General features: G+C 69.7%; 19 protein-coding genes, 3 tRNA genes and 4 pseudogenes. 17 read left to right on the top strand and 9 right to left on the bottom strand.

What is annotated here, in order from left to right; translation table 11 throughout:
• Positions 1 to 73 precede the first annotated feature (73 nt).
• Together ACWD26_RS24350 and ACWD26_RS24345 are read right to left on the bottom strand one after the other, a co-directional pair.
• Complete coding sequence (locus ACWD26_RS24350) at positions 74 to 1,528, bottom strand: FGGY family carbohydrate kinase (RefSeq protein WP_451273368.1); 1,455 nt, start codon at positions 1,526 to 1,528, stop codon at positions 74 to 76.
• A 69-nt stretch (positions 1,529 to 1,597) separates the two neighbouring features.
• Positions 1,598 to 1,903, bottom strand: coding sequence for a YtxH domain-containing protein (locus tag ACWD26_RS24345; RefSeq protein ID WP_451273366.1), 306 nt, complete (start codon positions 1,901 to 1,903; stop codon positions 1,598 to 1,600).
• Between the two features lie 175 nt (positions 1,904 to 2,078).
• Here ACWD26_RS24345 and ACWD26_RS24340 point away from each other — a divergent pair.
• The 3 genes from ACWD26_RS24340 (at position 2,079) to ACWD26_RS24330 (ending at position 2,480) form a co-directional block, all read left to right on the top strand.
• Positions 2,079 to 2,151 (top strand) — tRNA-Asn (locus tag ACWD26_RS24340).
• A gap of 6 nt (positions 2,152 to 2,157) precedes the next feature.
• Positions 2,158 to 2,230 (top strand) — tRNA-Asn (locus tag ACWD26_RS24335).
• A gap of 176 nt (positions 2,231 to 2,406) precedes the next feature.
• Positions 2,407 to 2,480: transfer RNA gene (locus tag ACWD26_RS24330), tRNA-Ile, on the top strand.
• A 520-nt stretch (positions 2,481 to 3,000) separates the two neighbouring features.
• On the opposite strand, the gene ACWD26_RS24325 is transcribed toward ACWD26_RS24330, so the two are convergent.
• Positions 3,001 to 3,927: a helix-turn-helix domain-containing protein gene (locus ACWD26_RS24325; protein ID WP_451273364.1), complete on the bottom strand. Its 927-nt coding sequence runs from the start codon at positions 3,925 to 3,927 to the stop codon at positions 3,001 to 3,003.
• Positions 3,928 to 4,094: 167 nt separating this feature from the next.
• Here ACWD26_RS24325 and ACWD26_RS24320 point away from each other — a divergent pair.
• The 7 genes and pseudogenes from ACWD26_RS24320 to ACWD26_RS24290 form a co-directional block, all read left to right on the top strand.
• A pseudogene (locus ACWD26_RS24320) lies at positions 4,095 to 4,316 on the top strand (alcohol dehydrogenase); the annotation flags it as partial.
• A 137-nt stretch (positions 4,317 to 4,453) separates the two neighbouring features.
• Positions 4,454 to 4,939: a (2Fe-2S)-binding protein gene (locus ACWD26_RS24315; RefSeq protein WP_451273362.1), complete on the top strand. Its 486-nt coding sequence runs from the start codon at positions 4,454 to 4,456 to the stop codon at positions 4,937 to 4,939.
• A complete protein-coding gene (locus tag ACWD26_RS24310) occupies positions 4,936 to 5,931 on the top strand; it encodes an FAD binding domain-containing protein (RefSeq protein WP_451273360.1) in 996 nt (331 codons plus the stop codon). Before ACWD26_RS24315 ends, ACWD26_RS24310 begins: the two co-directional genes overlap by 4 nt.
• Before the next feature lie 124 nt (positions 5,932 to 6,055).
• Positions 6,056 to 8,239, top strand: coding sequence for a xanthine dehydrogenase family protein molybdopterin-binding subunit (locus tag ACWD26_RS24305; RefSeq protein WP_451273358.1), 2,184 nt, complete (start codon positions 6,056 to 6,058; stop codon positions 8,237 to 8,239).
• A 45-nt stretch (positions 8,240 to 8,284) separates the two neighbouring features.
• Positions 8,285 to 9,482: pseudogene (locus ACWD26_RS24300) on the top strand (XdhC family protein).
• A 425-nt stretch (positions 9,483 to 9,907) separates the two neighbouring features.
• Entirely contained in the window at positions 9,908 to 10,948 is a 1,041-nt protein-coding gene (locus ACWD26_RS24295) for an NAD(P)-dependent alcohol dehydrogenase (protein WP_451273356.1), read from the top strand.
• 183 nt (positions 10,949 to 11,131) lie between these two features.
• Positions 11,132 to 11,362, top strand: coding sequence for an XRE family transcriptional regulator (locus tag ACWD26_RS24290; protein WP_451273354.1), 231 nt, complete (start codon positions 11,132 to 11,134; stop codon positions 11,360 to 11,362).
• A 762-nt stretch (positions 11,363 to 12,124) separates the two neighbouring features.
• On the opposite strand, the pseudogene ACWD26_RS24285 reads toward ACWD26_RS24290, so the two are convergent.
• Positions 12,125 to 12,250 (bottom strand): annotated as a pseudogene (locus ACWD26_RS24285) (monooxygenase); the annotation flags it as partial.
• A 404-nt stretch (positions 12,251 to 12,654) separates the two neighbouring features.
• A complete protein-coding gene (locus ACWD26_RS24280; protein WP_451273352.1) occupies positions 12,655 to 13,080 on the bottom strand; it encodes an STAS domain-containing protein in 426 nt (141 codons plus the stop codon).
• A 773-nt stretch (positions 13,081 to 13,853) separates the two neighbouring features.
• Here ACWD26_RS24280 and ACWD26_RS24275 point away from each other — a divergent pair.
• Entirely contained in the window at positions 13,854 to 14,663 is an 810-nt protein-coding gene (locus ACWD26_RS24275) for a hypothetical protein (RefSeq protein WP_451273350.1), read from the top strand.
• Between the two features lie 18 nt (positions 14,664 to 14,681).
• Here ACWD26_RS24275 and ACWD26_RS24270 read toward each other — a convergent pair whose 3' ends face one another.
• Positions 14,682 to 14,843: a hydrophobic protein gene (locus ACWD26_RS24270; RefSeq protein WP_451273349.1), complete on the bottom strand. Its 162-nt coding sequence runs from the start codon at positions 14,841 to 14,843 to the stop codon at positions 14,682 to 14,684.
• A gap of 119 nt (positions 14,844 to 14,962) precedes the next feature.
• Entirely contained in the window at positions 14,963 to 15,175 is a 213-nt protein-coding gene (locus tag ACWD26_RS24265; protein ID WP_451273347.1) for a hypothetical protein, read from the bottom strand.
• A gap of 385 nt (positions 15,176 to 15,560) precedes the next feature.
• Between ACWD26_RS24265 and ACWD26_RS24260 the strand changes: the two genes are divergently transcribed.
• The 4 genes and pseudogenes from ACWD26_RS24260 to ACWD26_RS24245 all read left to right on the top strand — a co-directional run.
• Complete coding sequence (locus ACWD26_RS24260) at positions 15,561 to 15,839, top strand: hypothetical protein (RefSeq protein WP_451273346.1); 279 nt, start codon at positions 15,561 to 15,563, stop codon at positions 15,837 to 15,839.
• Positions 15,840 to 15,960: 121 nt separating this feature from the next.
• A complete protein-coding gene (locus ACWD26_RS24255; RefSeq protein ID WP_451273344.1) occupies positions 15,961 to 16,317 on the top strand; it encodes a PRC-barrel domain-containing protein in 357 nt (118 codons plus the stop codon).
• Between the two features lie 1,079 nt (positions 16,318 to 17,396).
• Positions 17,397 to 18,215 (top strand): SigB/SigF/SigG family RNA polymerase sigma factor, encoded by an 819-nt coding sequence (locus ACWD26_RS24250; RefSeq protein WP_451273342.1) that lies wholly within the window; start codon positions 17,397 to 17,399, stop codon positions 18,213 to 18,215.
• Positions 18,212 to 18,448: pseudogene (locus ACWD26_RS24245) on the top strand (DUF1206 domain-containing protein); the annotation flags it as partial. The gene ACWD26_RS24250 and the pseudogene ACWD26_RS24245, both read left to right, overlap by 4 nt.
• 119 nt (positions 18,449 to 18,567) lie before the next feature.
• Here ACWD26_RS24245 and ACWD26_RS24240 read toward each other — a convergent pair.
• Positions 18,568 to 18,876 (bottom strand): hypothetical protein, encoded by a 309-nt coding sequence (locus ACWD26_RS24240; RefSeq protein ID WP_451273576.1) that lies wholly within the window; start codon positions 18,874 to 18,876, stop codon positions 18,568 to 18,570.
• Between the two features lie 178 nt (positions 18,877 to 19,054).
• Here ACWD26_RS24240 and ACWD26_RS24235 point away from each other — a divergent pair, with 178 nt between their 5' ends.
• Positions 19,055 to 19,483, top strand: coding sequence for a hypothetical protein (locus ACWD26_RS24235; RefSeq protein WP_451273340.1), 429 nt, complete (start codon positions 19,055 to 19,057; stop codon positions 19,481 to 19,483).
• 96 nt (positions 19,484 to 19,579) lie between these two features.
• A complete protein-coding gene (locus tag ACWD26_RS24230) occupies positions 19,580 to 20,548 on the top strand; it encodes a YihY/virulence factor BrkB family protein (RefSeq protein WP_451273338.1) in 969 nt (322 codons plus the stop codon).
• Between the two features lie 59 nt (positions 20,549 to 20,607).
• Here ACWD26_RS24230 and ACWD26_RS24225 read toward each other — a convergent pair whose 3' ends face one another.
• Positions 20,608 to 21,324, bottom strand: a complete 717-nt coding sequence (locus ACWD26_RS24225) for a GAF and ANTAR domain-containing protein (RefSeq protein WP_451273336.1) — start codon at positions 21,322 to 21,324, stop codon at positions 20,608 to 20,610.
• Positions 21,325 to 21,330 lie beyond the last annotated feature (6 nt).

The following is a 21,330-nucleotide window of genomic DNA, read 5'->3' as shown; positions in this document are numbered from 1 at the left end:
ACCCGTGTTACCTCAACCGAATTAACCCAGCGGTGAAGGTCCGGTGTCGAGCTCCCGAAGCCGAGATGTGCCGTTACACCCGGAACGCCCCAGGATGCGTCTGCTCACGAACCGCGACGTACTGCTGCCGAACCGCCTGCCCCACGGCCAACTCGTCCCCCGGCTCCAGCACCTGTGCCGCCGCCCCCGGCCACATCGGTGGCGTACGCGGGTCGAGCGCCCCCTGCGAGACCCCGAGCGCCCACGCCGCCTGCCGTGCCGCGCCCACCGCCGCGTAGTCCGCCGGCTGCGGCACCACCACCTGCACCCCGAACAGCGCCGGCGCCGCCGCCTGCACCGCGGGCAGCTCCGCCGCCGCCCCCAGCAGGAAGATCCGCCGCACGTCCACACCCCGCCCGCGCAGCACGTCCAGCGCGTCCGCGAGCCCGCACAGCATGCCCTCGAACGCGGCCCGCGCGAAGTGCTCCGGCTTCATCGACTCCCGCCGCAGCCCGGCCAGCGTCCCCGCCGTGTGCGGCAGATTCGGCGTCCGCTCGCCCTCCAGATACGGCAGCATCACCAGCCCGTGCGACCCCGGCGTCGACTTCATCGCCAGGTCGGACAGCCCCTCCAGATCGGCCACACCGAGCATCTCGGCGGCCCCGCGCAGCGTCCGTACCGCGTTCAGTGTGGTGACGACCGGCAGATGCATACCCGTCGCGTCGGCCAGCGAGGTGATCATCCCCGTGGAGTCGACGAGCGCCTGGGTGTGTACGGCCATGACGGACCCGGAGGCCCCCAGCGACACCACCGCGTCACCGAGCCCGATGCCCAGCCCGAACGCGGCGGCCATGGTCTCGCCGGTGCCGGCGGAGATGAGGAGCCCCTCCGGCGTCGTACCGGCGGCGTCCGAGGGCCCGAGGACCTCGGGGAGCATGACCTGATGCCCGAGCGCCATCTCCACGAGGTCCGTCCGGTACTGCCCGGTCGCCGCGTTCCAGTACCCGGTACCGGACGCCCCGCCCCGGTCGGTGGTCCGCCGGACCGGCCGCCCCAGCAACTGCCAGACCAGCCAGTCGTGCGCCTGGAGCAGCACGGCGGTCCGCATCGCGGCGTCCGGCTCCGTACGGCTCATCCAGCGCAGCTTGGTCACCGGCTGCGCGGCCCCCGGCACACAGCCGACGGCCTCCGCCCACGCCCCGCGCCCCCCGAGCGCGTCGACGAGGTCGGCCGCCGCGACCTGGGTCCGCTTGTCGCCGCCGACCATCGCCGGGCGCACGGTGTTGCCCTGTGCGTCGAGCGCGATCAGCCCGTTCTGCTGGGAGGACACCCCGATGGCCTGCACGCCCTCCAGCAGCCCGCCGCCGGCCGCCTCCCCCAGGGACAGCAGCCACGCCTGCGGATCGACGTCGGAGGGACGCCCTCCGCTCTCCGCCGGCTCCAGCGGGTGCAGGGCATACCCCTGCCTGAGCACGGCCCCTGTGTCCGAGTCACAGACGACAATGCGCGTAAAATCGGGCGAACTGTCCAGCCCGGCGACTATCCCCATGGCAGAAATTCTGCCGCACGGGAAGGGGTGGGAGCACCGCGCGGCGGTCCGGTCGACGCGATGTGGCCGTTACGTATTGCTGGTACCCCAGTCGTCCGCGGCGGCGCCGTTGGTGTTGCGTTCGCGCAGGGAGCGGACCCGCTCGGCGACCGAGTCGGGCACATGGTCCCCGACCTTCTCGCTGACCACGTGGTACGCCTTGCCGGCGAAGACGCGCCCCTGCTGGGCCGCCGACTCCGCGGTGTTGCGCACGGCGGGGTTCTGCGCGACCTGTCGCGCGGACTTCCTCAACTGCTCGTAGCGTTCGCGTCCGGCCTTCGTGCCCAGCACGTAGCCCAGGGCCAGTCCGGCAAAGAACGTGAGCCGATAGCGCATGGCGGCCACCCTTCCCTTACGTCTGCGTCGGTCCCTTGCGTTGCCCCTGCGAGGCGACGGGCGCGGGGGGAACCGATTGGCGGAGCACCCCCCTGCTTGCGCTAATGTATGTGTCGCAGCGAGCGCACGCCCCCTGGCGAATACCCAGGGAGGTACGTTCGATGCAGCGAGGCGATCCTCCGTAGCTCAATTGGCAGAGCAGCCGGCTGTTAACCGGCAGGTTACTGGTTCGAGTCCAGTCGGGGGAGCTTCGATCTTCCGTAGCTCAATTGGCAGAGCAGCCGGCTGTTAACCGGCAGGTTACTGGTTCGAGTCCAGTCGGGAGAGCAGCGGAAGGAGGACCCCGTCGGGGTCCTTTTTCATGTGCGGGGGAACCGCGCGGGCCGCGCCGAAGTCCTCAAGGTCAAGAAGCGCATGCGAAGGCCGATCATCCGAAGCAGGAGATCGTATGAGCGGCTATGCTGCGGCAGACGGCGCGCACACATGTACGCGACACGCCGCACGGGGCGGTAGCTCAGCCGGTTAGAGCAGCGGACTCATAATCCGTCGGCCGTGGGTTCGAGTCCCACCCGCCCCACTTCTGCAGGTCTCTGACCTGCGGAAACGTTCTTTTTGACTGTCGGAGCGTTAACTTCGCCTGAACGGACTGAATCCGCTGCTCGCGGGTTTGGAGTCCGGCCGTGGTCGAGGGAGCTTCAACCCCTCTGAGCTGGGGCGGAGTAGGTGTTCGAGGTTGTCGCTCGCGGTCCGGGTGGCTGCCTTGAGGGCCGATGCCAAGATCCAGGGGCCGTACAGGGGCAGTTGCTTTGCGGCCGCTCAGCCCAGGCGAAGCCTGCGTCGACGATCCGGTCGTACGGGATGGGCCCGCTGCGATGGTGGTGGTTCCTGACGGCCTGGGGAATCGTGCGGAGCGGGGGGCCTCGGGACTTCGTGCGGTGGATACGGATCGCGGCTGCGTGCTGACCTCGCCGTGCGGCAGGTCCGCTCTCTTCGGCACCTGAACCGCGCCGAGCCCTGTTTGCTGGTCATCGAGGACGGGGTCCGTTGAGGACGCTGGGCGTGACGCGCGGCCAACTCAACCGACGAGGAAGGGAAGTTCAGCGGCCTTTACCTGCCGACGACGTGTCCGTTCCCGCCCGGGTCGCGTCTGTGCCCCAGCTGGCCAGCAGCCGTAGTGCCTCGGCGGACGGGGAGTTCGGTTCGGCGTGGTACGTCACCAGCATCTGTTCGTGGTCGTCGGCCAGGTGGAACATGTCGACGCGGAGATCGAGTTCGCCGACGAGCGGGTGCCGCAGGCGCTGGATGCCGTGGCACTTCTCCTTGACGTCGTGGGTGGCCCACAGCCGCCGAAACTCCTCGCTCTTCACGGAGAGTTCGCCCACCAGCGCGGACAGTCGGGGGTCGTCCGGATGGGATCCGGCGTCCATGCGCAGCAGAGAGACGACGTCGTTCGCTTTGTGTTCCCAGTCCACGAATAGGTCGCGGCACTCGGGCCGCAGGAAGACCAGCCGTGCCCAGTTCCGCTCCTGCGTCGGCAGCTCCGTCCAGTCGCCGAACACGGCGGCGGACATCCGGTTCCAGACGAGGATGTCCGAGCGCCGCCCCACGACGATCGCCGGGACGCCGTCCATGGCGTCCAGCAGTGTCCGTAGAGTGCCCCGCACCTGCTGGGCGCGGACGGCCGGCTTCTTCTTCTGCTGCTTCGGCTTCGCCAGGTGTATGAGATGGGCGTGCTCGGCGTCGCTCAGCCGGAGCACCCGGGCGATGGCGTCGAGGACCTCCGCCGAGACGTTCCGCCCGTTGCCCTGCTCCAGGCGCGTGTAGTACGCCACCGACACCCCGGCCACCAGCGCCAGCTCCTCGCGGCGCAGTCCCGGCACCCGCCGGTGCCGTCCGAAGCCCTGCAGCCCCACGTCCGCCGGCTTCAGCCGGGCCCGCCGACTGCGCAGGAACTCGCTGAGTTCGGCACGCGGGTCCAGGGCGCCGCCGACGGGCTCGTGCACCGGTTCGGGGTGTTCGTCCATCTCTCGAGTATCCACCGGTGGACGCACCCCATCCTGACCCCGCCAGTGGTAGGAACGGCGAACGTATGCGAAGCCGTGGCCTGGGTGGATGCCGGACCGTCCGGCACGTTGGCAACCGCCGGCCGGAAGGCAGCCGGGCACGGAGCCTCTGCTAGGAGAACCCCGGCATGACCACTGTTTGCTGCATACGCCGTACCCATTGCAAGGCTCCTCGGGAGTGCACCATCGAGCACCGCGCGGTCAGCGAGTTCGAAGTCCCGATCGACATCAAGTTCGCCGGCAGCCGCGACACGGACATCCACCGGGCCCGCGAGGGCTGGGGCGAGGCGATCTTCCCGATGGTCCCCAGCCACGAGGTCGCGGGCGTCGGCTCCGAAATCGGCCCCGGTGAAGTTCGCCTTCATCAGTGCGTGTGGCGAGGCAGGACGCGGCGTTTCAGGCCGGAGCCCTTCTGGTCCCTGTCGCGGGTGCCCGATGGAGACCCCTCAAGAGAACGAGCCCTCGGGCGAACCGGAGGAATGACACGGTGGAGATCGAGCTGCGGATCAACGGGTCCGCCCAACGGCTGGACGTCTCGCCACAGGTGAGTCTGCTCGACGCGCTGCGCGAGTACCTGGGCCTGACCGGCACCAAAAAGGGATGCGACCAGGGCGCGTGCGGCGCCTGCACGGTGCTCGCCGACGGCCGGCGGATCAACGCCTGCCTCGCGCTGGCGGTGCAGTACGAGGGGCGTGAGATCACGACCATCGAGGGGGTCGACCACCCGCTGCAGGCGGCGTTCGTCCGCACCGACGGATTCCAGTGCGGCTACTGCACGCCGGGCCAGATCTGTTCGGCGATCGGCATGCTCGCCGAGCACAAGGACGGCGCGCCCAGCGCGGCGACCGAGCACCTCGCCGCCACCAGCGAAGAGCTGGACGACGAGGAGATCCGGGAGCGGATGAGCGGCAACCTGTGCCGCTGCGGCGCCTACAACGGCATCGTCTCGGCGATCAAAGAGGTCGCGAAGTGAAGTCGTTCTCCTACGTCAGCGCACCGGACACGGGCACGGCGCTGCGCACGATCGCGGACAGCGAGGGCGTGAAGTTCCTCGCGGGCGGGACGAACCTCGTCGACCTCATGCGTGAGGGCATCGAACACCCGGCGACGGTCGTGGACATCACCCGCCTGCCGCTTACCGGGATCGACGAACTGCCAGGCGGCGGGATCCGCGTCGGCGCGCTGGTGACCAACAGCCGGCTCGCGGCGGACCCCCTTATCCGGACCCGCTACCCCGTGCTGGCGCAAGCGATCCTGCACGGGGCGTCCGCCCAGTTGCGGAACATGGCGACCGTGGGCGGGAACCTGCTGCAGCGCACCCGCTGCATGTACTTCTACGACGAGACCGCCGCGTGCAACAAGCGCGCGCCCGGCAGTGGCTGTGACGCGATCGGCGGGTTCTCCCGCGGCTGCGCGGTGCTGGGGGCGAGCGAGCACTGCATCGCGACCCATCCCTCGGACATGGCGGTGGCGCTGGTGATGCTCGACGCGGTCGTCGAGGTGGAGAGCGTGCGCGGCACCCGGCGCATACCGGTCGCCGAGTTCCACCGGCTGCCCGGCGACACACCGCACATCGAGACGGTGCTGGCCGCCGACGAGCTGATCACGGCCGTCGAACTGCCGCCGGCCCAGGTCGCGGCGAACTCGCGCTACCGCAAGGTGCGCGACCGTGCGTCCTACGCGTTCGCCCTCCTCTCGGTCGCCGCCGCGCTGGCCGTCGAGGACGGCGTGGTCAACGAGGTCCGGCTCGCGCTGGGCGGGGTCGGCACGAAACCGTGGCGCGCCACCGAAGCCGAACGCGTGCTGCTCGGCCAGCCGGCGACGGAGGAGGCCTTCCGGCGGGCGGCGGAAGCCGAACTCGCCGCCGCGGAGGGCGGACCGCAGAACGCTTTCAAGATCGAACTCGCGCAGCGCACGATCGTGGCGACACTGCGGCGGCTGCTGACCGAGGGGAGCGCCGCCTGATGCCGTACTCAAAGGCAGTCGGTATGCCGAGGTCAAACGCGGTCAGTGTGACAACCATCCGTGGCCGGCTCGCGCGACTTCCGCGTACCGAGCGACTGGGCCGTATGGAAGAAGGCAGGGCGGCATGACCACGATCGGACAACCGCTCGACCGCGTCGACGGCGGCGTCAAGACGACCGGCGCGGCCAGGTTCGCCGCCGAGCACTTCTATCCCGGCCTCACACACGCCGTACTCGTGCACGCCACCATCAGCCGCGGCCGGATCACCGCCCTGCACACCGACGAGGCGAGTGCGGTGCCGGGCGTGGTCACCGTCCTCACCCACCTCAACGCGCCCCCTCTGAAACCGGCGCCCAAGCCCGGCATGTTCAACTTCAGCGGGACGTTCTCCGGCACGTCGGTGAACTATCTGCAGAGCGACGAGGTGCACTGGGAGGGGCAGCCGATCGCGGTGGTCGTGGCGGAGACCTCCGCCGCCGCCCGTGAGGCCGCCGCGCTGGTACGTGCCGAGTACACGGTGTCGAAGGCCGTTGTGGACTTCGCGGGGTCCGAGGAAGACGCACGGCCGCAACCGAACAACGCGTTCCTCCCCCGAGGGGCCAAGAGGGGCGACGCGGAGGCCGCGCTCGCCACAGCACAGGTGACGCTGGACCTGCGGTACACCACCCCACCGCAGAACCACAACGCGCTGGAACTGCACGCCACCACAGCCACCTGGGACGGCGACAGACTCACCGTCCACGACGCATCGCAGACCATCGACTGGTTCCGCACCCACCTCGCGCTGCGGTTCGGGGTCCCCATGACGAACGTGCGGGTCTTGGCGCCGTTCGTCGGCGGTGCCTTCGGCGGCAAGTCCGCGATCTGGCCCGGCACCATCCTCGCCGCCCTGGCCGCCCGGGCGACCAGCAGGCCCGTCCGGCTGGTGCTCTCCCGGGAGGCGGTCTACCGCACGGTGGGCGGACGCACCCCCTCCATCCAGCGGGTCGCACTGGGAGCCGACCGCGACGGCAAACTGACCTCGCTGATACACACCAGCGTCACCCGCACCAGCCGAATCGGCGGCCCTCCCGAGCAGGTCACCTCCGCATCCCAGCACCTCTATGCGTCCGAGCACATCCTCGCGCGGCACGACATCGTCCAGCTCGACCTGCTGTCCAACACCTTCATGCGGGCGCCGGGCGAGGCCATCGGCACCTTCGGGCTGGAGTCCGCGATCGACGAACTGGCCTGTGAGCTGGGCATGGACCCGATCGAGCTGCGCATGCGCAACGACACCGCGGTCGACCCGATCGACGGCAAGAAGAAGTTCTCGCACCGCAGGCTGCGCGAGCTGTACGCGCTGGGCGCGGAGCGGTTCGGCTGGCACGAGCGCAACCCCGAGCCGCGTTCGAAAGGCGACGGGCGGTGGCTGGTCGGGACGGGCGTGGCAACGGCGTACCACCCGGCGTTGAGCATGCCCGTCAACGTCACGGTCCGCCTGTCGGCCGACGGCCGTGTGCTGGTGCGCTGTGCCTTCCACGAGATGGGCATGGGTGCGGCCACGGCCCAGGCCCAGATCACAGCCGACGCGCTCGGCGTGCCGTTCGAGGCCGTCCGCGTGGAGTACGGCGATTCCGAGCTGCCGATGGGCCCTGCCGCCGCCGGGTCCGTCCAGACCGCGAGCGTCGCCGCCAGCGTGATGCAGGCGTGCGAGGAGCTGAAGCAGACACTGAAGTCCATGGCACGCAAGACGGGCGGTGGCAACAACGAGGAGATTCTCAGGCGCGCGAAGGTGCCGCACGTCGAGGCCGTCGTCGGATCGGAGACCCGGCTCGGCCGGATCGGCGGGCGGGTGCGGTTCCTCCCGAACTTCCTGCGCGAGAGCCAGCGGTGGATCAAGGGCGCCTCCGGTGCGCACTTCTGCGAGGTACGCGTCGATGCGGAGACCGGCGAGACACGGGTGTCGCGGTGGGTCGGCGTGTTCGACATCGGCAGGGTGATCAACGCGAAGACGGCGGCCAGCCAGCTGCGCGGAGGCATCGTGATGGGCCTGGGCCTCGCGATGGCGGAGGAGACACTCGTCGACCCGCGCACCGGACGGATCATGAACCCCAGCCTGGCCGAGTACCACGTCCCCGTGCACGCCGACATCCCCCCGATCGACGTGTCCTTCCTGGACGACCCGGATCCGATCGCGCCACTCGGCATCCTCGGCGCCGGCGAGGTCGGCATCACGGGTGTAGGAGCGGCCGTGGCGAACGCCATCCATCACGCGACCGGCAAGCGGGTGCGGGACCTGCCGATCACGCTGGACAAGCTGCTCTGAGCCGACGACGGTGGCGGTCCGCCCTCCGACAAGAAAGTCATGCACATGCTGGACATCGCGGAAGAGCTGAACCGGTGGCTTGAGGAGGGGCGGGGCTTCGCGGTCGCCACGGTCGTGGCCGTCAGCGGCAGTGCGCCGCGCGGTCCGGGCGCCGCGCTCGCCGTCGACGCCGATGGCAACGCCATCGGTTCGGTGTCCGGCGGCTGTGTCGAAGGCGCGGTCTACGACCTGTGCGCCCAGGCGCTCCAGGACGGCCGGGTGGTGCGCGAGCGGTTCGGGTACAGCGACGAGGACGCCTTCGCCGTCGGGCTGACCTGCGGCGGTGTCCTCGACATCCTGGTCACGCCGGTGCCCGCCGACGGACCGGACAGGAAGGTGTTCCAGGTGGCGCTGTCGGCCGCCGCCCGGGGTGAGGCGGCGGCACTCGCCCGCGTGGTCCGAGGCCCGGCAGAACTCCTCGGGCGGGCGCTGGCGGTCCACCCGAGCGAAGCGAGATGGGGGTCCCCCCCGGACGGAGTCTGGGGGAGGATCGTACGAAGGCGAACTCGGCGGACACCCGGACCTGGACCGCGCCGCCGTGCGGGAAACCCGCTCCCTGCTGAACGCCGGCCGCACGGGGTCCTTCGACATCGCGCAGGACGGATCCCACTGCGAGGCCGATGTGGCCCTGTTCGTCGAGTCGAGTGTCCCGCCGCCCCGGATGCTCGTCTTCGGCGCCATCGACTTCGCCGCGGCGTTGGTGCGCATGGGCAAGTTCCTCGGTTACCACGTGACGGTGTGCGACGCCCGACCCGTCTTCGCCACCCGGTCACGCTTTCCCGAGGCCGACGACATCGTGGTCGACTGGCCGCACCGCTACCTGCGCCGCACCCCGACCGACGACCGCACGGTGGTGTGCGTGCTCACCCACGACGCCAAGTTCGACGTACCCCTGCTGGAAGCGGCCCTACGGCTGCCGCTCGCCTACGTCGGCGCGATGGGCTCGCGCCGCACCCACGAGGACCGTGACCGCAGACTCCGCGAGAGGGGCCTCACCGACGCCGAACTGACCCGACTCCACTCACCTATCGGCCTCGACCTCGGCGCCCGCACGCCCGAGGAGACCGCCCTGTCCATCGCCGCCGAGATCGTCGCCGTCCGGCAGGGCGGAGCGGGTCTGCCGCTGAGCGGTTCGCACACACCGATCCACCATGACACCGAGGGGCGCCGGCTCTCCGGTGCAAGCGCGCAAGTGACAGTGTGACGCGACCGCGCACCGACCGGCAGGGCGACCGGAACACCGAGAACCCGGTTCGTGTGGTCGTGGCATGAATGATCAACTCACCCGCCCCGACAGTGCCCGGAGCGCCTTCGGGGAAATCGGCGACGGCCCTCTGACGGCGTACGCGCACGACATGCTGCTCAGCCGTCAGGCCGACGACATGCTGGGGGTTCGATCGGACTCCTGTGGTCGACGCCGACCTGAGCAGATCACGCACGAAACCCGTCGGTCCGGCACCGGTCGGGCACGGACCGACGCACGCACACCATCCTGACCCCGCCAGTAGCAGGACCAGCGGACGTACGCAAAGCCGTGGCCTGGGTGAAGACCGAACCGTCCGCCACGCTGAAACCGTGGCCGGCCGGAAGGCAGCCGGGCACGGAACCTCAGCTAGGAGAACCATCGGCATGACCACTGTTGCTGCGTACGCCGCCCCCGCCGCCAAGGCTCCCCTGGAGCGCACCACCATCGAGCGCCGGGCGGTCCGCGAGTTCGATGTACTGATCGACATCAAGTTCGCGGGCATCTGCCACTCGGACATCCACCAGGTCCACGAGGGCTGGGGCGAGGCGATCTTCCCGATGGTCCCCGGACACGAGATCGCGGGCGTCGTCTCCGAGGTCGGCCCCGGCGTGACCAGGTACAAGGTCGGCGACCGCGTGGGCGTCGGCTGCATGGTCGACTCCTGTCGTGAGTGCGACAACTGCAAGGCCGGCCAGGAACAGCACTGTGTACGGGGGAGCGTCCAGACGTACAACGGCATCGGCCGTGACGGCGAGCCCACCTACGGCGGCTACTCCACGCACGTCGTCGTCGACGAGAACTTCGTCGTCCGTATCCCCGACGGGCTGTCCCTGGACGTCGCCGCGCCGCTGCTGTGCGCGGGCATCACCACGTACGCGCCGCTCAAGCAGTGGGGCGCGGGCCCCGGCAAGAAGGTCGCCGTCGTCGGTCTCGGCGGTCTCGGGCACATGGGCGTCAAGCTCGCGCACGCGCTCGGCGCCGAGGTGACCGTCCTCTCGCAGTCCCTCCGCAAGAAGGACGACGGGTTGAAGCTGGGCGCCGACCACTACTACGCGACCAGCGACCCGAAGACGTTCGAGGAACTCGCCGGCACCTTCGACCTCATCCTCTCCACGGTGTCGGCGCCGCTGGACCTCGGCGCCTACCTCAGCCTGCTCCGGGTGGGCGGCGCCCTGGTGAACGTGGGCGTCCCGGAGGAGCCCGTCTCCTTCCACCCGTTCTCCCTCATCGGCGGCAACAAGATCCTCGCCGGATCGATGATCGGCGGCATCCCCGAGACCCAGGAGATGCTCGACTTCTGCGCCGCGCACGGCATCGGCGCGGAGATCGAGCGGATCGCCGCCTCCGAGATCAACGAGGCGTACGAGCGGGTCACCGCCAGTGATGTGCGCTACCGGTTCGTGATCGACACCGAAACCATCTGAGACCGGTCGCCTGAGACGGATACGCGAGCGATACCCCGGTCGAGCGGTTGCTGTTCGTGTTCGACCCCGATCGCCAGGCCGTGATCTTGGTCGGCGGTGACAAGGCGGGCAACTGGTCCGGCTGGTACCGCGTCGCGGTGCCCCAGGCGGAGCAGGTGTACGCGGAGCATCTGAAGCGAATCGATGGTCCTGGCTTCCCGTGTCGACCGCCTCGCCGAGTTGCGGAAGCGGCAGCACACCACGCAGGTCCAGGTTGCCGGAGCCATGGGTGTCACCCAGGCCCGCGTCTCACGCAGCGAGAAGGGCCAGCTCGAGCGCGGTGAGGTCGACACCCTCGCCGCCTACGTCAAGGCGCTCGGCGGCAAGCTGAAGATCGTCGCTGACTTCGGTGATGAGACCTACGTCCTTGGCTGATCCGATCGACACGTTGCGACCCAGGTCCATACGCAGTCTGCTGGACAGGCTCGCCTCTTGGTGTCAGGGATGATGCTCCACCCCGGGACAAGGGGCGGAGCATCATCGCGTCGGTAAGGGACTCCGCTGTGCGGGGGTTCTATGGAGGAAACGGCCCCGAGCGGTCACTCGGTCCCCGGTCAGGACATCGGGGTGGTCGAAGACGGGTCTCGTCCAGCTCCTCGGGTCAAGGACCGCGGGTAGCTGAGTGTGTTCCAAGGCCCGGTCACGGTCGGTGTGTGACAGTGGGCGGCTCCGATGAACGCGCTCAGATGGGTCACCTCCGCTCAAGCGGAGAGCACGAATCCTGCGCCCACCCGCCTGTGCCTGTGCCTGTGGAAACGTCTCATCGGGGGTGCGGATTCAGGGCTTTGGGTCAATGGGCTGAATCCGCTGCTGCTCCGTGGGTGCGTGAGATTGAGCTGCGCGATCCTCACGGTGACCGGCTCCGGATCGGCACGCCGACGGAATGACACTCTCCGGCAGGTGCTCACGGGCCATCACGTGGATGGCTGCGAACCGCCTTTTGGGGACGTCACCTCGCCCAGCGGTTCGGCGGCCCGCCGGTGGACGGCCAACTCGGCTTCCAGCTCGGCGATACGCTTGTGGGCCGCAGCCGGTTCGGACAGGTCATTGCTGGTCGTGCCAGCCAACTACCCCGTATCGACAAGGTGCTGGCGACGCCATGAACGTCATGGGAAGGGGCCGGACCACTACTGCAGTGGGTCGACCGCGGCTGAGGAGGGCGATGCCCTCATCGGTGAGGGCATCCAGGTGGCCCGCGGCGTCGCCGATGAGCAGGACACGGCCGGCGGTTCTCGAGGCCGCCCGGCTCCGCCGCTGTCCGCTCTCCGAGGGGAAGGATCAGGGCCCGCAACACCGTGGATGCCTGTCCGGACGCGGTGAGCTGCTCGACGTCTTGCGGGAGTGTTCCACGGAGGCTCCTCCGCCAGGAGCCGTCACGCGGCACGGGGAATCCGAACGCGCACCCCACCAGGTTCGATGCTTCAGCGGTCAGCATCGCGAACCCCGGTCGCCAGGTGTCATGCGTGACACGGCGCAGGAAGTCCTTCCGGCCCCGGTACTCCCAACCGGGTGGCGTGGCACAGGCTTCACGTACAGGTCCGCCAGGTCCTCTCGCAGTTCCTCGGCCTGCCGGCGGTTGAGCCGGCGCAGGCTCAGGGGCGTCGTGCGCGTGGCGAGCGGCTGGTGGTCTGCGCGTCTCCGCGATCGGATCGGCCCGGGCGGGGCTGTCACAGCACACCGCCCGGGAGAGCAGGCAGGGTTGGAGCGAGCAGCTGCGCGACCTGGTGTACGGGAGCGGGCCGTGGGGGCGGTCGGTTCCCGGCGAAGGCATCCGGGAGGGCGAGGAAGAGGGAGTCGGAGCCGGTGAGGGCGACGAGGCGTTTCAGCGCCGGGCTGGGGTGGTGCAGTCGCAGGGATCCTCCGGCCGCGGCGGTGCACAACGAGGCGTAGAGGAAGGTGTTGAGGCCGCTGCAGTCGCAGAAGGTCACGGCGGTGACATCGACGTCGATGGTGCGGATGCCATCGTGGAGGCACCGCTCCAGTGATGCGTGCACCAGAGGCGCCGAATTCAGGTCGATCTCACCGGTCAGGGTGACCAGCGCCCGGTTGTCGGTGTCGTGCCGGTAGACGTTCAGGATGGGTGGGACACTCATGGGCAGGGTGCCTCGGTTCACGAGACCGTGCCGGGCTCCCGGTACGGTCGTACTGTCGTGCAGGCAGGTGAACGACCGATCCAGCAGCCGATGTTCCGGGGCGTAGGACCCAGCCGGTTCCCTCGGGGATGCGCGGGGCGACCGGACGAGTGATCCGCTCTCCGCGGGCATGTGAGCCAAGCAGCGGTGGCCCGCCGGGGTCCGGGACGTCCGTACACAGCATAGTCCTGAGGCCGGTCCCACGGTTGGTCCGGGAGAGGGGTACCACGATGTTTACACGGCGGTGATCGGGCGGCTCCGATGCCGGGCTGCTCTGCCGCGTTGCCCACCGACACGGTCGGCGATCCGGTTTGGTGGTCATGCTGGTGACGTGAGTGCCATGTGCGGTTGACAGCACACCGGTTGGGGTCGCTGATCGCAGGGTGAAACACCGTCAGCCGGGCAGTCGTCCCCGTTGTACCGTCCGCACCGTCGAAGGAGCCTTCCATACCCTGCGCTCAGCGGAACCGCACAACTCGCGACTGGGCCAACCCGCATCGACCTTTTCTCGTCCGGTGCGAACAGCTCCATCCGCGCAGGGGGTGCTTCCACGCGACCGCGAAACGCTCACGGACCTCCGTCAAGCTCGCGTCAGCGCCACCGTGGGCGGGACAAGTCCGGCCGTCACACAGTGGCCGGCGAGTTGTCGCTCGGCTTCGTCCTCGCTCTCCGCCATCACGCCGATGGTCACGGCGTCGATGGCCCTCGGGCTCCGGAACTATCAAGGGATATTGATGGAGAATCGCAGAGAAGAAGAGGGACGGGCGCCGAAGCGCATGGTGCTCGACCTGACTGTTGTGCAGGTGGTGGCGAGCGCACTCGCGACGGTGGTGGGCGCGGTGCTGGCGTCCCTGCTGGGGGTGACCGGGACGATCATCGGCGCCGCCGTGGTCAGTGCCAGCGCGACCACCGGCGCGGCGGTCTTCTCGCATGCTTTCCGACGGACAGGCGAGGGGATTCGTAGCCGGGTGCCGCCGGTAGGAGCGCCGAGGACGCCGGGTGAGGAGCGGGCGGAACACCGCGCGGACGCCCGGGCGGCGTTCGGGTTACCGGCCGGCGCTTCGGTTGTCGACGCGGTACCGCCCTTCACGCCCTCCGAAGGTGAGTCGGTCACCACCTATCGGGGTGGCTCCGTCCGGAGGACCATCGGCTGGAAGAAGTACGCCCTGGCGACGGGCCTGGTGTTCGCCCTGGCGATGGTCATGGTGACCGCGGTGGAGCTGATCATGGGTAAGCCGGTGGCGGCCGTCGTCAAGAATGAGCCGGGCAGGGGAACCTCGGTGGGCGGTGGCTCGGCCGGTACTCCTGGTCCCGCCGACAGCCGGACACCCACCCCGGGTGCGTCCAGCGGCGGGGCGCCGCAGACGGGCAGCTCTGGCTCGCCGGACGCGAGCGCGGCACCGGACACCAGTTCTGGTCCCAGCACGAGTCCCAGCACGAGTCCCAGCCCGAGTCACAGTCCCAGCTCCGGTCCCAGCTCTTCGGCGTCGTCCGGGCCGTCCAGCAGCGGTGCCGCGAGCAGTTCCGACACCACCGCTCATTGAGCGGTGAGCCGGAACGGACTACCTGCGGCTGTACCGGCGCTTGCTACCGCCGCGCCCGCGCATCGCGAAGCCGGCGATCCAGACGACCAGCAGGACGGCGGCGACCCACCAAAGGGTCTGCATGGTGAAGCCGAACCCGAACACGGCCAGGATCAGCAGAAGGAGAAGAATCCAGAACAATCATGGCCGGGCCTCCAGATCGCGGGGATTTCCTGGTTCCGCGGGGACCGGGCGAAGCGGGAAGGCGGAATGCTTCGCCCGAGTGATCCGGGGTGCATGGCCCTACGCCGTGTTGTCGGTCAACGCCTGGCAACCTCCCTTGTCAACGCGGTGTCGGCACGGGGAAGTTCTGCGTGCTCGGCAGCGGCGGCCGGGGTGAACGGAGCCTCGGCGGGAGTGTCGAGCGGCTCGGCCGGCGGCGCAGGCAGGACGCGGTCCTCCCACCAGGACAGGGCCATCAAGGTCGCGAGCAGGACGAAGGGGGTCAAAGCGGGAACAATCAGCGCGTACATGTGTATCGCCTGTCGGTGGATACGTGCGACACGGCGGGCAGCGAATGGGCGGTGCCCACATGGGGCGCATCGAGGCTGCGCCGGGATCGCGTAGCGACGGCGAGTGCGGGGCGGCCCGTTGGCAAACGGGGCGGGTACCGGCACTGATGCGCCAGGTGCGCCCCCGAAGGAGCGCGAGAAAGGTGATCGACGCTGCCGGGGGCTCGGGCCGTACCGCACACGCTAGCCCTCGCCGCGTTCCCTGGACAGATGCCAAGTGGCCATCCGGTCCCGGCGGAAGACGCTGACGTGGGTCGCTATCCGTAACCTCTGGGGAGGACTAGTCTGTTCGTACAGGCCCCGGTCCCCGGCAGCGATGGTTTGTTCCGCTCCGGGGAGGCCCGCCGTGTTCGTCCTGCTCCTCATCTTCATCGCGGTCCTGTTCGGCTTCGGCTTCCTCGAACCCATCTGGTGGGTGGCCGCGGCGGTGCTGGCCTACGGCGCCACCCGCCACGGCCGCGATCGTGGCGGAGGTGGAGGCCGTAGCGACAGTTCCGAGTTCGGGGACTACCGGGACTACCAGGAGCGCCGGAATCGTCAGGAACGCTGGGAACGCCGCTACAGCCGTCAGCACCGGGCGCGCTGGAGGCGCGAGGACCGACGGGACCGCGAGCGCCGCGGGTGACCCGTGAAGATGCCGTCGCGGATACAGCGGGCGCCGCGTCGTGCGCTGCGGCGATTACACGCAGCAAGACCAGGGGTGCGACTCACGCTCCCCACGCAGGTCGTCCAGCTAGGGAGAGACCATGATTCACGCAGCCGACGTCCGAGAATGGCGCAACCGCGATGTCGTCGACGCCGAGTCGCGCAAGATCGGTGTCCTTGAGGCGGTCTATGTGGACACCACCACCGATGAGCCGGCCATGGCCACGGTACGGACCGGACTGCCCACCCGGCACCGTCTGGTCTTCGTCCCCATCGAGAACGCGATCGTCGGGCCGGGCTATCTCAGGGTCGGCTACGTCAGAACGCTGGTGAAGCAGGCCCCTTCGATCGGTACCGACGACGTACTGCCCGCCGAGCAGGAGGAAGCGATCTTCAAACACTACGAACTGGCCTACCAGCCCGGTGCGGCCGGCGAGCGGCAACTGGCGCGCCGCTGACCACCCACGGACAGGGCGACTGCCCTGCGAGTACGCACCATGCGCCAACTGACCACGCCCCGCGAAGAACGGCGGCTGTTGACGGCCGTGGCTTCGGCGGAGGAAAACGGCTCTACTGGCCGAGATCGTCGAACTACGCGCCAGCAAAGAGCAGTTGGGCCGCGCGCCGGCGAGCCGTCCGGTGATCGACCAGGCGCGCGGCATGGTGATGGCCTTGGCACCGTGTACCAGCGAGAGGGTCTGCCCCTTCCCTGACCCCGAAGCCGTTGAACAGGCAGAAGGCTCGAAGAGCGCCACCCGTCGGCGGCGTTACCGCGGTGGCGGCAGGTACGACGGCGGCGGTTGTGGCCAGGGGGATGAGTGCGGCTCCCGGTTTGGGCGACTCCAGGGTGACGGCGGTTGCGAAAGCCGCGACGGCGGCCGGGTGCCCGGACAGCGGGCCTGGGCCGAAGCCGGTGGCCGGCGCCGACTGGCGGCGATGCCGACGGCGGCGGAGGCCAGGGTCGGCGAGCCTGTACCGCGCAGCGCGGCACGGTGTGCGCCACGGTTGCCGGACAGGCCCATGACGGCGGCGCCGGCCGGCCACGGCAGCAGGGGGTGGGGAGAGGCGACGCGCGAGAAGAGCCGTGCATCGAGTGCGCGGAGGTGTCTCATGCCGACTGCGTACCCGCAGCGATGCCGACCACGCGGCCGCCCGCCGCCCGCCCGCCCTCACGAATCGGTCAAGGGCGTCTGCCGTGTTGCCGGTTGACCATCCGGTTGCGGACGGAACCGCCCAGGGGCGTCTCGCTCGGCTGGGCCGGCGGGGCTGTCAGGGGCGGGGACGGGTCGTGGCGTGGGTCACCCGCTGGAGAGCGTGCCCGGGCCCTTCGACGCGCCACGTTCGCCGCCCGAGCGTCCCATGGGCAGCTGCCGCTGCGTGCCGCAGAGCTTGTTTGAAGGCGGGCTGCCAGGAGACCCGTCCGAGGTGCTTCGAACCGGAGGCACGCCCCTGGGAGCAGCTGTCGCTGCTCCCCAGCGCGCTGCGGTCCGCCGCCTCCCACGCTGAGCGACGCCACCGATCAGGGAGACACGCGCCCATGACGTACGCACGCACGCCGAGCCCACGAAGCGGACGCCGCTACGACGACGCACCGGACACCGGCGCCGCCTTTCGCCGTATCGCCGCCCTGCCGGACGGTCCGGAGAGGTCCACGCTGCGGCAGGAGGTGGTGTGTGCCTGGATGCCGATGGCCGTACGGCTCGCCCGACGCTTCCGCCATCGCGGCGAGACCTTCGAGGACCTCACACAGGTCGCCCAACTCGGCCTGGTCAAGGCGGTGTCCCGCTTCGATCCCGGTCTCGGCACCGCCTTCCCGAGCTTTGCCATACCGACGATCCTCGGCGAGGTGAAGCGGCACTTCCGTGACGAACTCTGGGTCGTGCATGTGCCGCGGCGTGTACAGGAACTGCGTGGCCGGGTCCGCTCCGCCGGCCACGAGTGCTCGTCGCGGGGCGGCCACGAACCCTCCGTCCACGAGATCGCCGCGCACACCGGCCTGACCGAGGCGGACGTACGACTGGGCCAAGGGGCGCTGGAGAGCTTCGCCGCCCTGTCCCTGGACGCCGTGCCCGGCCGCTCCGCTGACAGCCCTCCACTGACCGACACCCTCGGTGGCCTGGAGCCCGGCTTCGACCTGATCGTCAACCGCGAGTCGCTCCGCCCGTTGCTGCGGGCACTGCCCGAACGCGAGCGGCGGATTCTCTACATGCGGTTCTTCTGCGAGATGACGCAGGACCGCATCGCCCTGCAGCTCGGTCTTTCGCAGATGCACGTCTCCCGGCTGATCACCCGCATCTGCGCACGCCTGCGCGAGCAGGCCATGGCCGACACCCCCCATCCGGGGACGGCACCGTGACGACACCCCGGGTGCACAGGCGACGCCGGACCACCAGGCCCGATACCCGTCGCTCCGCGGAGAGGCGGAAACTGACTGCCGCCGGACGGGCGGGCTTCGCCGCGCGAGGCGTGGTGTACGTCCTCATCGGTGTACCGGCCGTCCGGATCGCCCTCGGCAGCGGTGGCGAGTCGGCAGACCGCCAGGGCGCGCCGGCCCAGATCGCGGCGCAGCCCTTCGGGAAGGCGATGCTGTGGGCGCTGGTCGTCGGGTTCGGCTGCATGGCGTCGTGGCGGGGCGCCCGCGCGATCTTGGGCAGGAGGCCTCGGCGCAACGCGGCCTCGCGAGTGCTTGACGGCGGCCGGGCGCTCTTCTACGCCGCGGTCTGCTGGGCCACCGCCGCGTACGCCGCCGGGGGCGGCCAGGTTCCAGTGGCAATGCGCAGTCGCAGGACTGGACGGCATCGGCGCTCGAACCGCCGTACGGCCGGGTGCTGGGGGTGCCGCGGGCTGCCTTCTGATCGGCGTCGGCGCGAGCGCGATACCGAGCGCACGAGCAGGTACAGCACGGCGGCGATGAGGAGCAGCACGGCGATGGAGAGCAGATACAGCACGCCGTCGACGACAGCGCCGATGACGACCAGAGCGATGGCGCCCCCAAGAAGAACCAGGAAGAAGACCATGGCGCCATGCCTCCTGGGGTCGTGGCGGATGGGCGGACCAGAGGTCGTCCACCAGTAGTGCCCGCGTCCTCCGGTCTCGCCTCTACCTCAATCTCTGGGTAGACGCAACCTCTGGCGGTGGCGTGCCGGGTAGAACGGTTCTACCGTGAGGGCAGGCAGCAGATCCCAGGAGCACGTCATGATCATCCTCGGACTCATCATTCTCGTTGCCGCGGTAGGCATCGGCGTCGTCGGCGTTCTTTCCAACAGTGGTAGCGCCCACGAGTTCACCGGGGGATTCTCCGTCTTCGGAGTCGACGTCACCGGCTCCACCGGCACCCTCTTCCTCTACGGCATCGTCGTCGGGGCGGCGGCTCTGCTCGGGCTGAGCCTGCTCCTGACCGGTACACGCCGCACCGCTCGTCGCGGCCGCACCGCACGTCACCGGCTCAAGCAGTCTCGGCGCGAGACAGCCGCAGCCGAACAGGAACGCCGCGTTCTGCTCCACGAACGCGACTCCGCCCGCTCGGGGACGGCGCAGAGGGAGAGGCATGACGAAGACCCTGCCGGACCGGTCGATCGCCCCCGTCACAAGGACCACTGGTTCCGCCACCGGGCCGCTCACTGACGATCCAGGTCGGCCGCCTGGCGACCCGCAGCGCACGGGTTCCCCGCCGGATGCCTCTCTTCTCGGCTGTGGGTACGTAGGGAGTGGGTGTTGCTCATGGAATGGCTGAGAAGGCTGCCTGTGGTCGGACAGCTGATGCGTACGCACGCCTGGCGGGCGTACGAGCGGCTGGATGCCGTCCACTGGGCCCGGCTCGCCGCGGCCATCACCTTCACCAGTTTCGTCGCGCTCTTTCCGCTGATCACCGTGGGCGCGGCGATCGGTGCCAAGCTGCTGAGCGACGACCAGCTGGGGAAACTCCAGGACAAGATCGCCGACCAGGCGCCGGGCCTCTCCGACCTGCTGGACCTGGACAGTCTTGTCGCGCATGCCGGTTCCGTCGGGCTGATCGCGGGCGCGCTGCTGCTTGTGATCGGCGTCAACTGGGTCGGCGCCGTGCGCGGCTGCCTGCGTGCGGTGTGGGAGAAGGAGCAGGACCCGGGCAATCCGTTCCTGCTCAAGTTGAAGGACTCCGTGGTGCTGGTCGGTCTAGGCGCGGTCGGGCTGGTCGCGATCGGCAGTTCGGTGCTCGCGAACAGTGCCGTCGGCTGGGCCGCCGACAAGGTCGGGATCGAGGGCGGGGCGGGACGGGCCCTGCTGTTCTTCGCCGGCCTGGCCATCGCCCTGGTCGTCGACTTCCTGCTGCTGGTCTATTTGCTCACCCGGCTGCCGCGGGTGCATCCCGACCGACGTGAGGTCGTGGTCGCCGGGCTGATCGGTGCGGTGGGCTTCGAACTGCTCAAGTGGCTGCTGACCGGCTACCTGCAGGGCGTTGCGGCGAAGAGCATGTACGGCGCCTTCGCCGTGCCGGTCGCCGTCGTGCTGTGGATCAACCTCATGGCCAGGCTGCTGCTGTACTGCGCCGCTTGGACAGCGACAGCGGCGGGGACGGCGGTGCGGTCCGGCGAGACAGCCGAGGGCGAGGGCCCGGAGCCCGGGACCAGCCCCGCAGCCGGCGGCGCACCACTGCGGGCGTCAGCCGACAGCCGCGCAGCAGCACCGCGCCTCCAGAAGCACGGCCCGTGATCCGAGCGTGATTCCTCGTGCTTGGGCAGCTGCGTGCGGTCGCCGCCTCGGCGTCGGTCTCAGGCCACCAGGCCGGGGAGGGGTTCGGAGTCGTCGATGAAGGCGCGGGCGACGTCGGACAGGCGTCGGTTGTGGGCGCGGGCGTAGCCGCGCAGTGCGGTGAAGGCCTGCTCCATGTCGATGTTCTGGCGTTCGGCGAGTTTCCCTTTGGCCTGCTCGATCAGCACCCGGCTGTTCAACGCCGCCTGCAGCTGTTCGTTGAGGACGGTGCTGCGGTGGGTGGTGCGTTGTTGCAGGAGGCTGATGGTGGCGACGTCGGCGAGGGCCTGGGCGATGAGGGTGGCGGCCGGGTCGAAGGGGCCGGGGGTGGCGCGGAAGAGGTTCAGGGCGCCGACGACCTCGTCGCGCAGACGCATGGGCAGGGCCTGGACCGCGCCGAAGCCGCTGCGGTGGGCTGCCGTGACGAAGCGTGGCCAGCGGTCGACCTCGCGGGTCAGGTCGGGGACGATCACCGGTGTGCCGGTGCGGAAGCACTCCAGGCAGGGGCCTTCGTCGTTCTGGAGCTGGAAGAGTTCCAGCAGGCGTACCTGTTCGTCGGAGGCGGCCATGACGCGGAGTTCGCCGTCACGGTCCGCGAGCAGCACCCCGGCCGCACTGGCGCCGAGCATGCCCACGCAGCGGTCGGTGAGCAGGCGCAGGAAGTCGATCAGGTCGAAGTCGGCGACCAGGTTGTCCGCCAGCTCGACGAAGGTCTTGGCCAGAAGCTGCTGATTCATCGTGAC

The organism is Streptomyces sp. NPDC002787, assembly GCF_053592095.1.
The sequence above is the reverse complement of the archived record's forward strand: the minus strand, read 5'-3'. Positions and strand labels throughout refer to the sequence as shown.

Bases quoted from the DNA above. Each gene is read 5' to 3' on its own strand.
- ACWD26_RS24255 (WP_451273344.1), top strand. From the start codon at position 15,961: ATGATTCACGCAGCCGACGTCCGAGAATGGCGCAACCGCGATGTCGTC.
- ACWD26_RS24225 (WP_451273336.1), bottom strand. From the start codon at position 21,324: ATGAATCAGCAGCTTCTGGCCAAGACCTTCGTCGAGCTGGCGGACAAC.
- ACWD26_RS24230 (WP_451273338.1), top strand. From the start codon at position 19,580: ATGGAATGGCTGAGAAGGCTGCCTGTGGTCGGACAGCTGATGCGTACG.
- ACWD26_RS24235 (WP_451273340.1), top strand. From the start codon at position 19,055: ATGATCATCCTCGGACTCATCATTCTCGTTGCCGCGGTAGGCATCGGC.
- ACWD26_RS24240 (WP_451273576.1), bottom strand. From the start codon at position 18,876: ATGGTCTTCTTCCTGGTTCTTCTTGGGGGCGCCATCGCTCTGGTCGTC.
- ACWD26_RS24305 (WP_451273358.1), top strand. From the start codon at position 6,056: ATGACCACGATCGGACAACCGCTCGACCGCGTCGACGGCGGCGTCAAG.
- ACWD26_RS24295 (WP_451273356.1), top strand. From the start codon at position 9,908: ATGACCACTGTTGCTGCGTACGCCGCCCCCGCCGCCAAGGCTCCCCTG.
- ACWD26_RS24280 (WP_451273352.1), bottom strand. From the start codon at position 13,080: ATGAGTGTCCCACCCATCCTGAACGTCTACCGGCACGACACCGACAAC.
- ACWD26_RS24345 (WP_451273366.1), bottom strand. From the start codon at position 1,903: ATGCGCTATCGGCTCACGTTCTTTGCCGGACTGGCCCTGGGCTACGTG.
- ACWD26_RS24325 (WP_451273364.1), bottom strand. From the start codon at position 3,927: ATGGACGAACACCCCGAACCGGTGCACGAGCCCGTCGGCGGCGCCCTG.
- ACWD26_RS24250 (WP_451273342.1), top strand. From the start codon at position 17,397: ATGACGTACGCACGCACGCCGAGCCCACGAAGCGGACGCCGCTACGAC.
- ACWD26_RS24275 (WP_451273350.1), top strand. From the start codon at position 13,854: ATGGAGAATCGCAGAGAAGAAGAGGGACGGGCGCCGAAGCGCATGGTG.
- ACWD26_RS24350 (WP_451273368.1), bottom strand. From the start codon at position 1,528: ATGGGGATAGTCGCCGGGCTGGACAGTTCGCCCGATTTTACGCGCATT.
- ACWD26_RS24290 (WP_451273354.1), top strand. From the start codon at position 11,132: ATGGTCCTGGCTTCCCGTGTCGACCGCCTCGCCGAGTTGCGGAAGCGG.
- ACWD26_RS24265 (WP_451273347.1), bottom strand. From the start codon at position 15,175: ATGTACGCGCTGATTGTTCCCGCTTTGACCCCCTTCGTCCTGCTCGCG.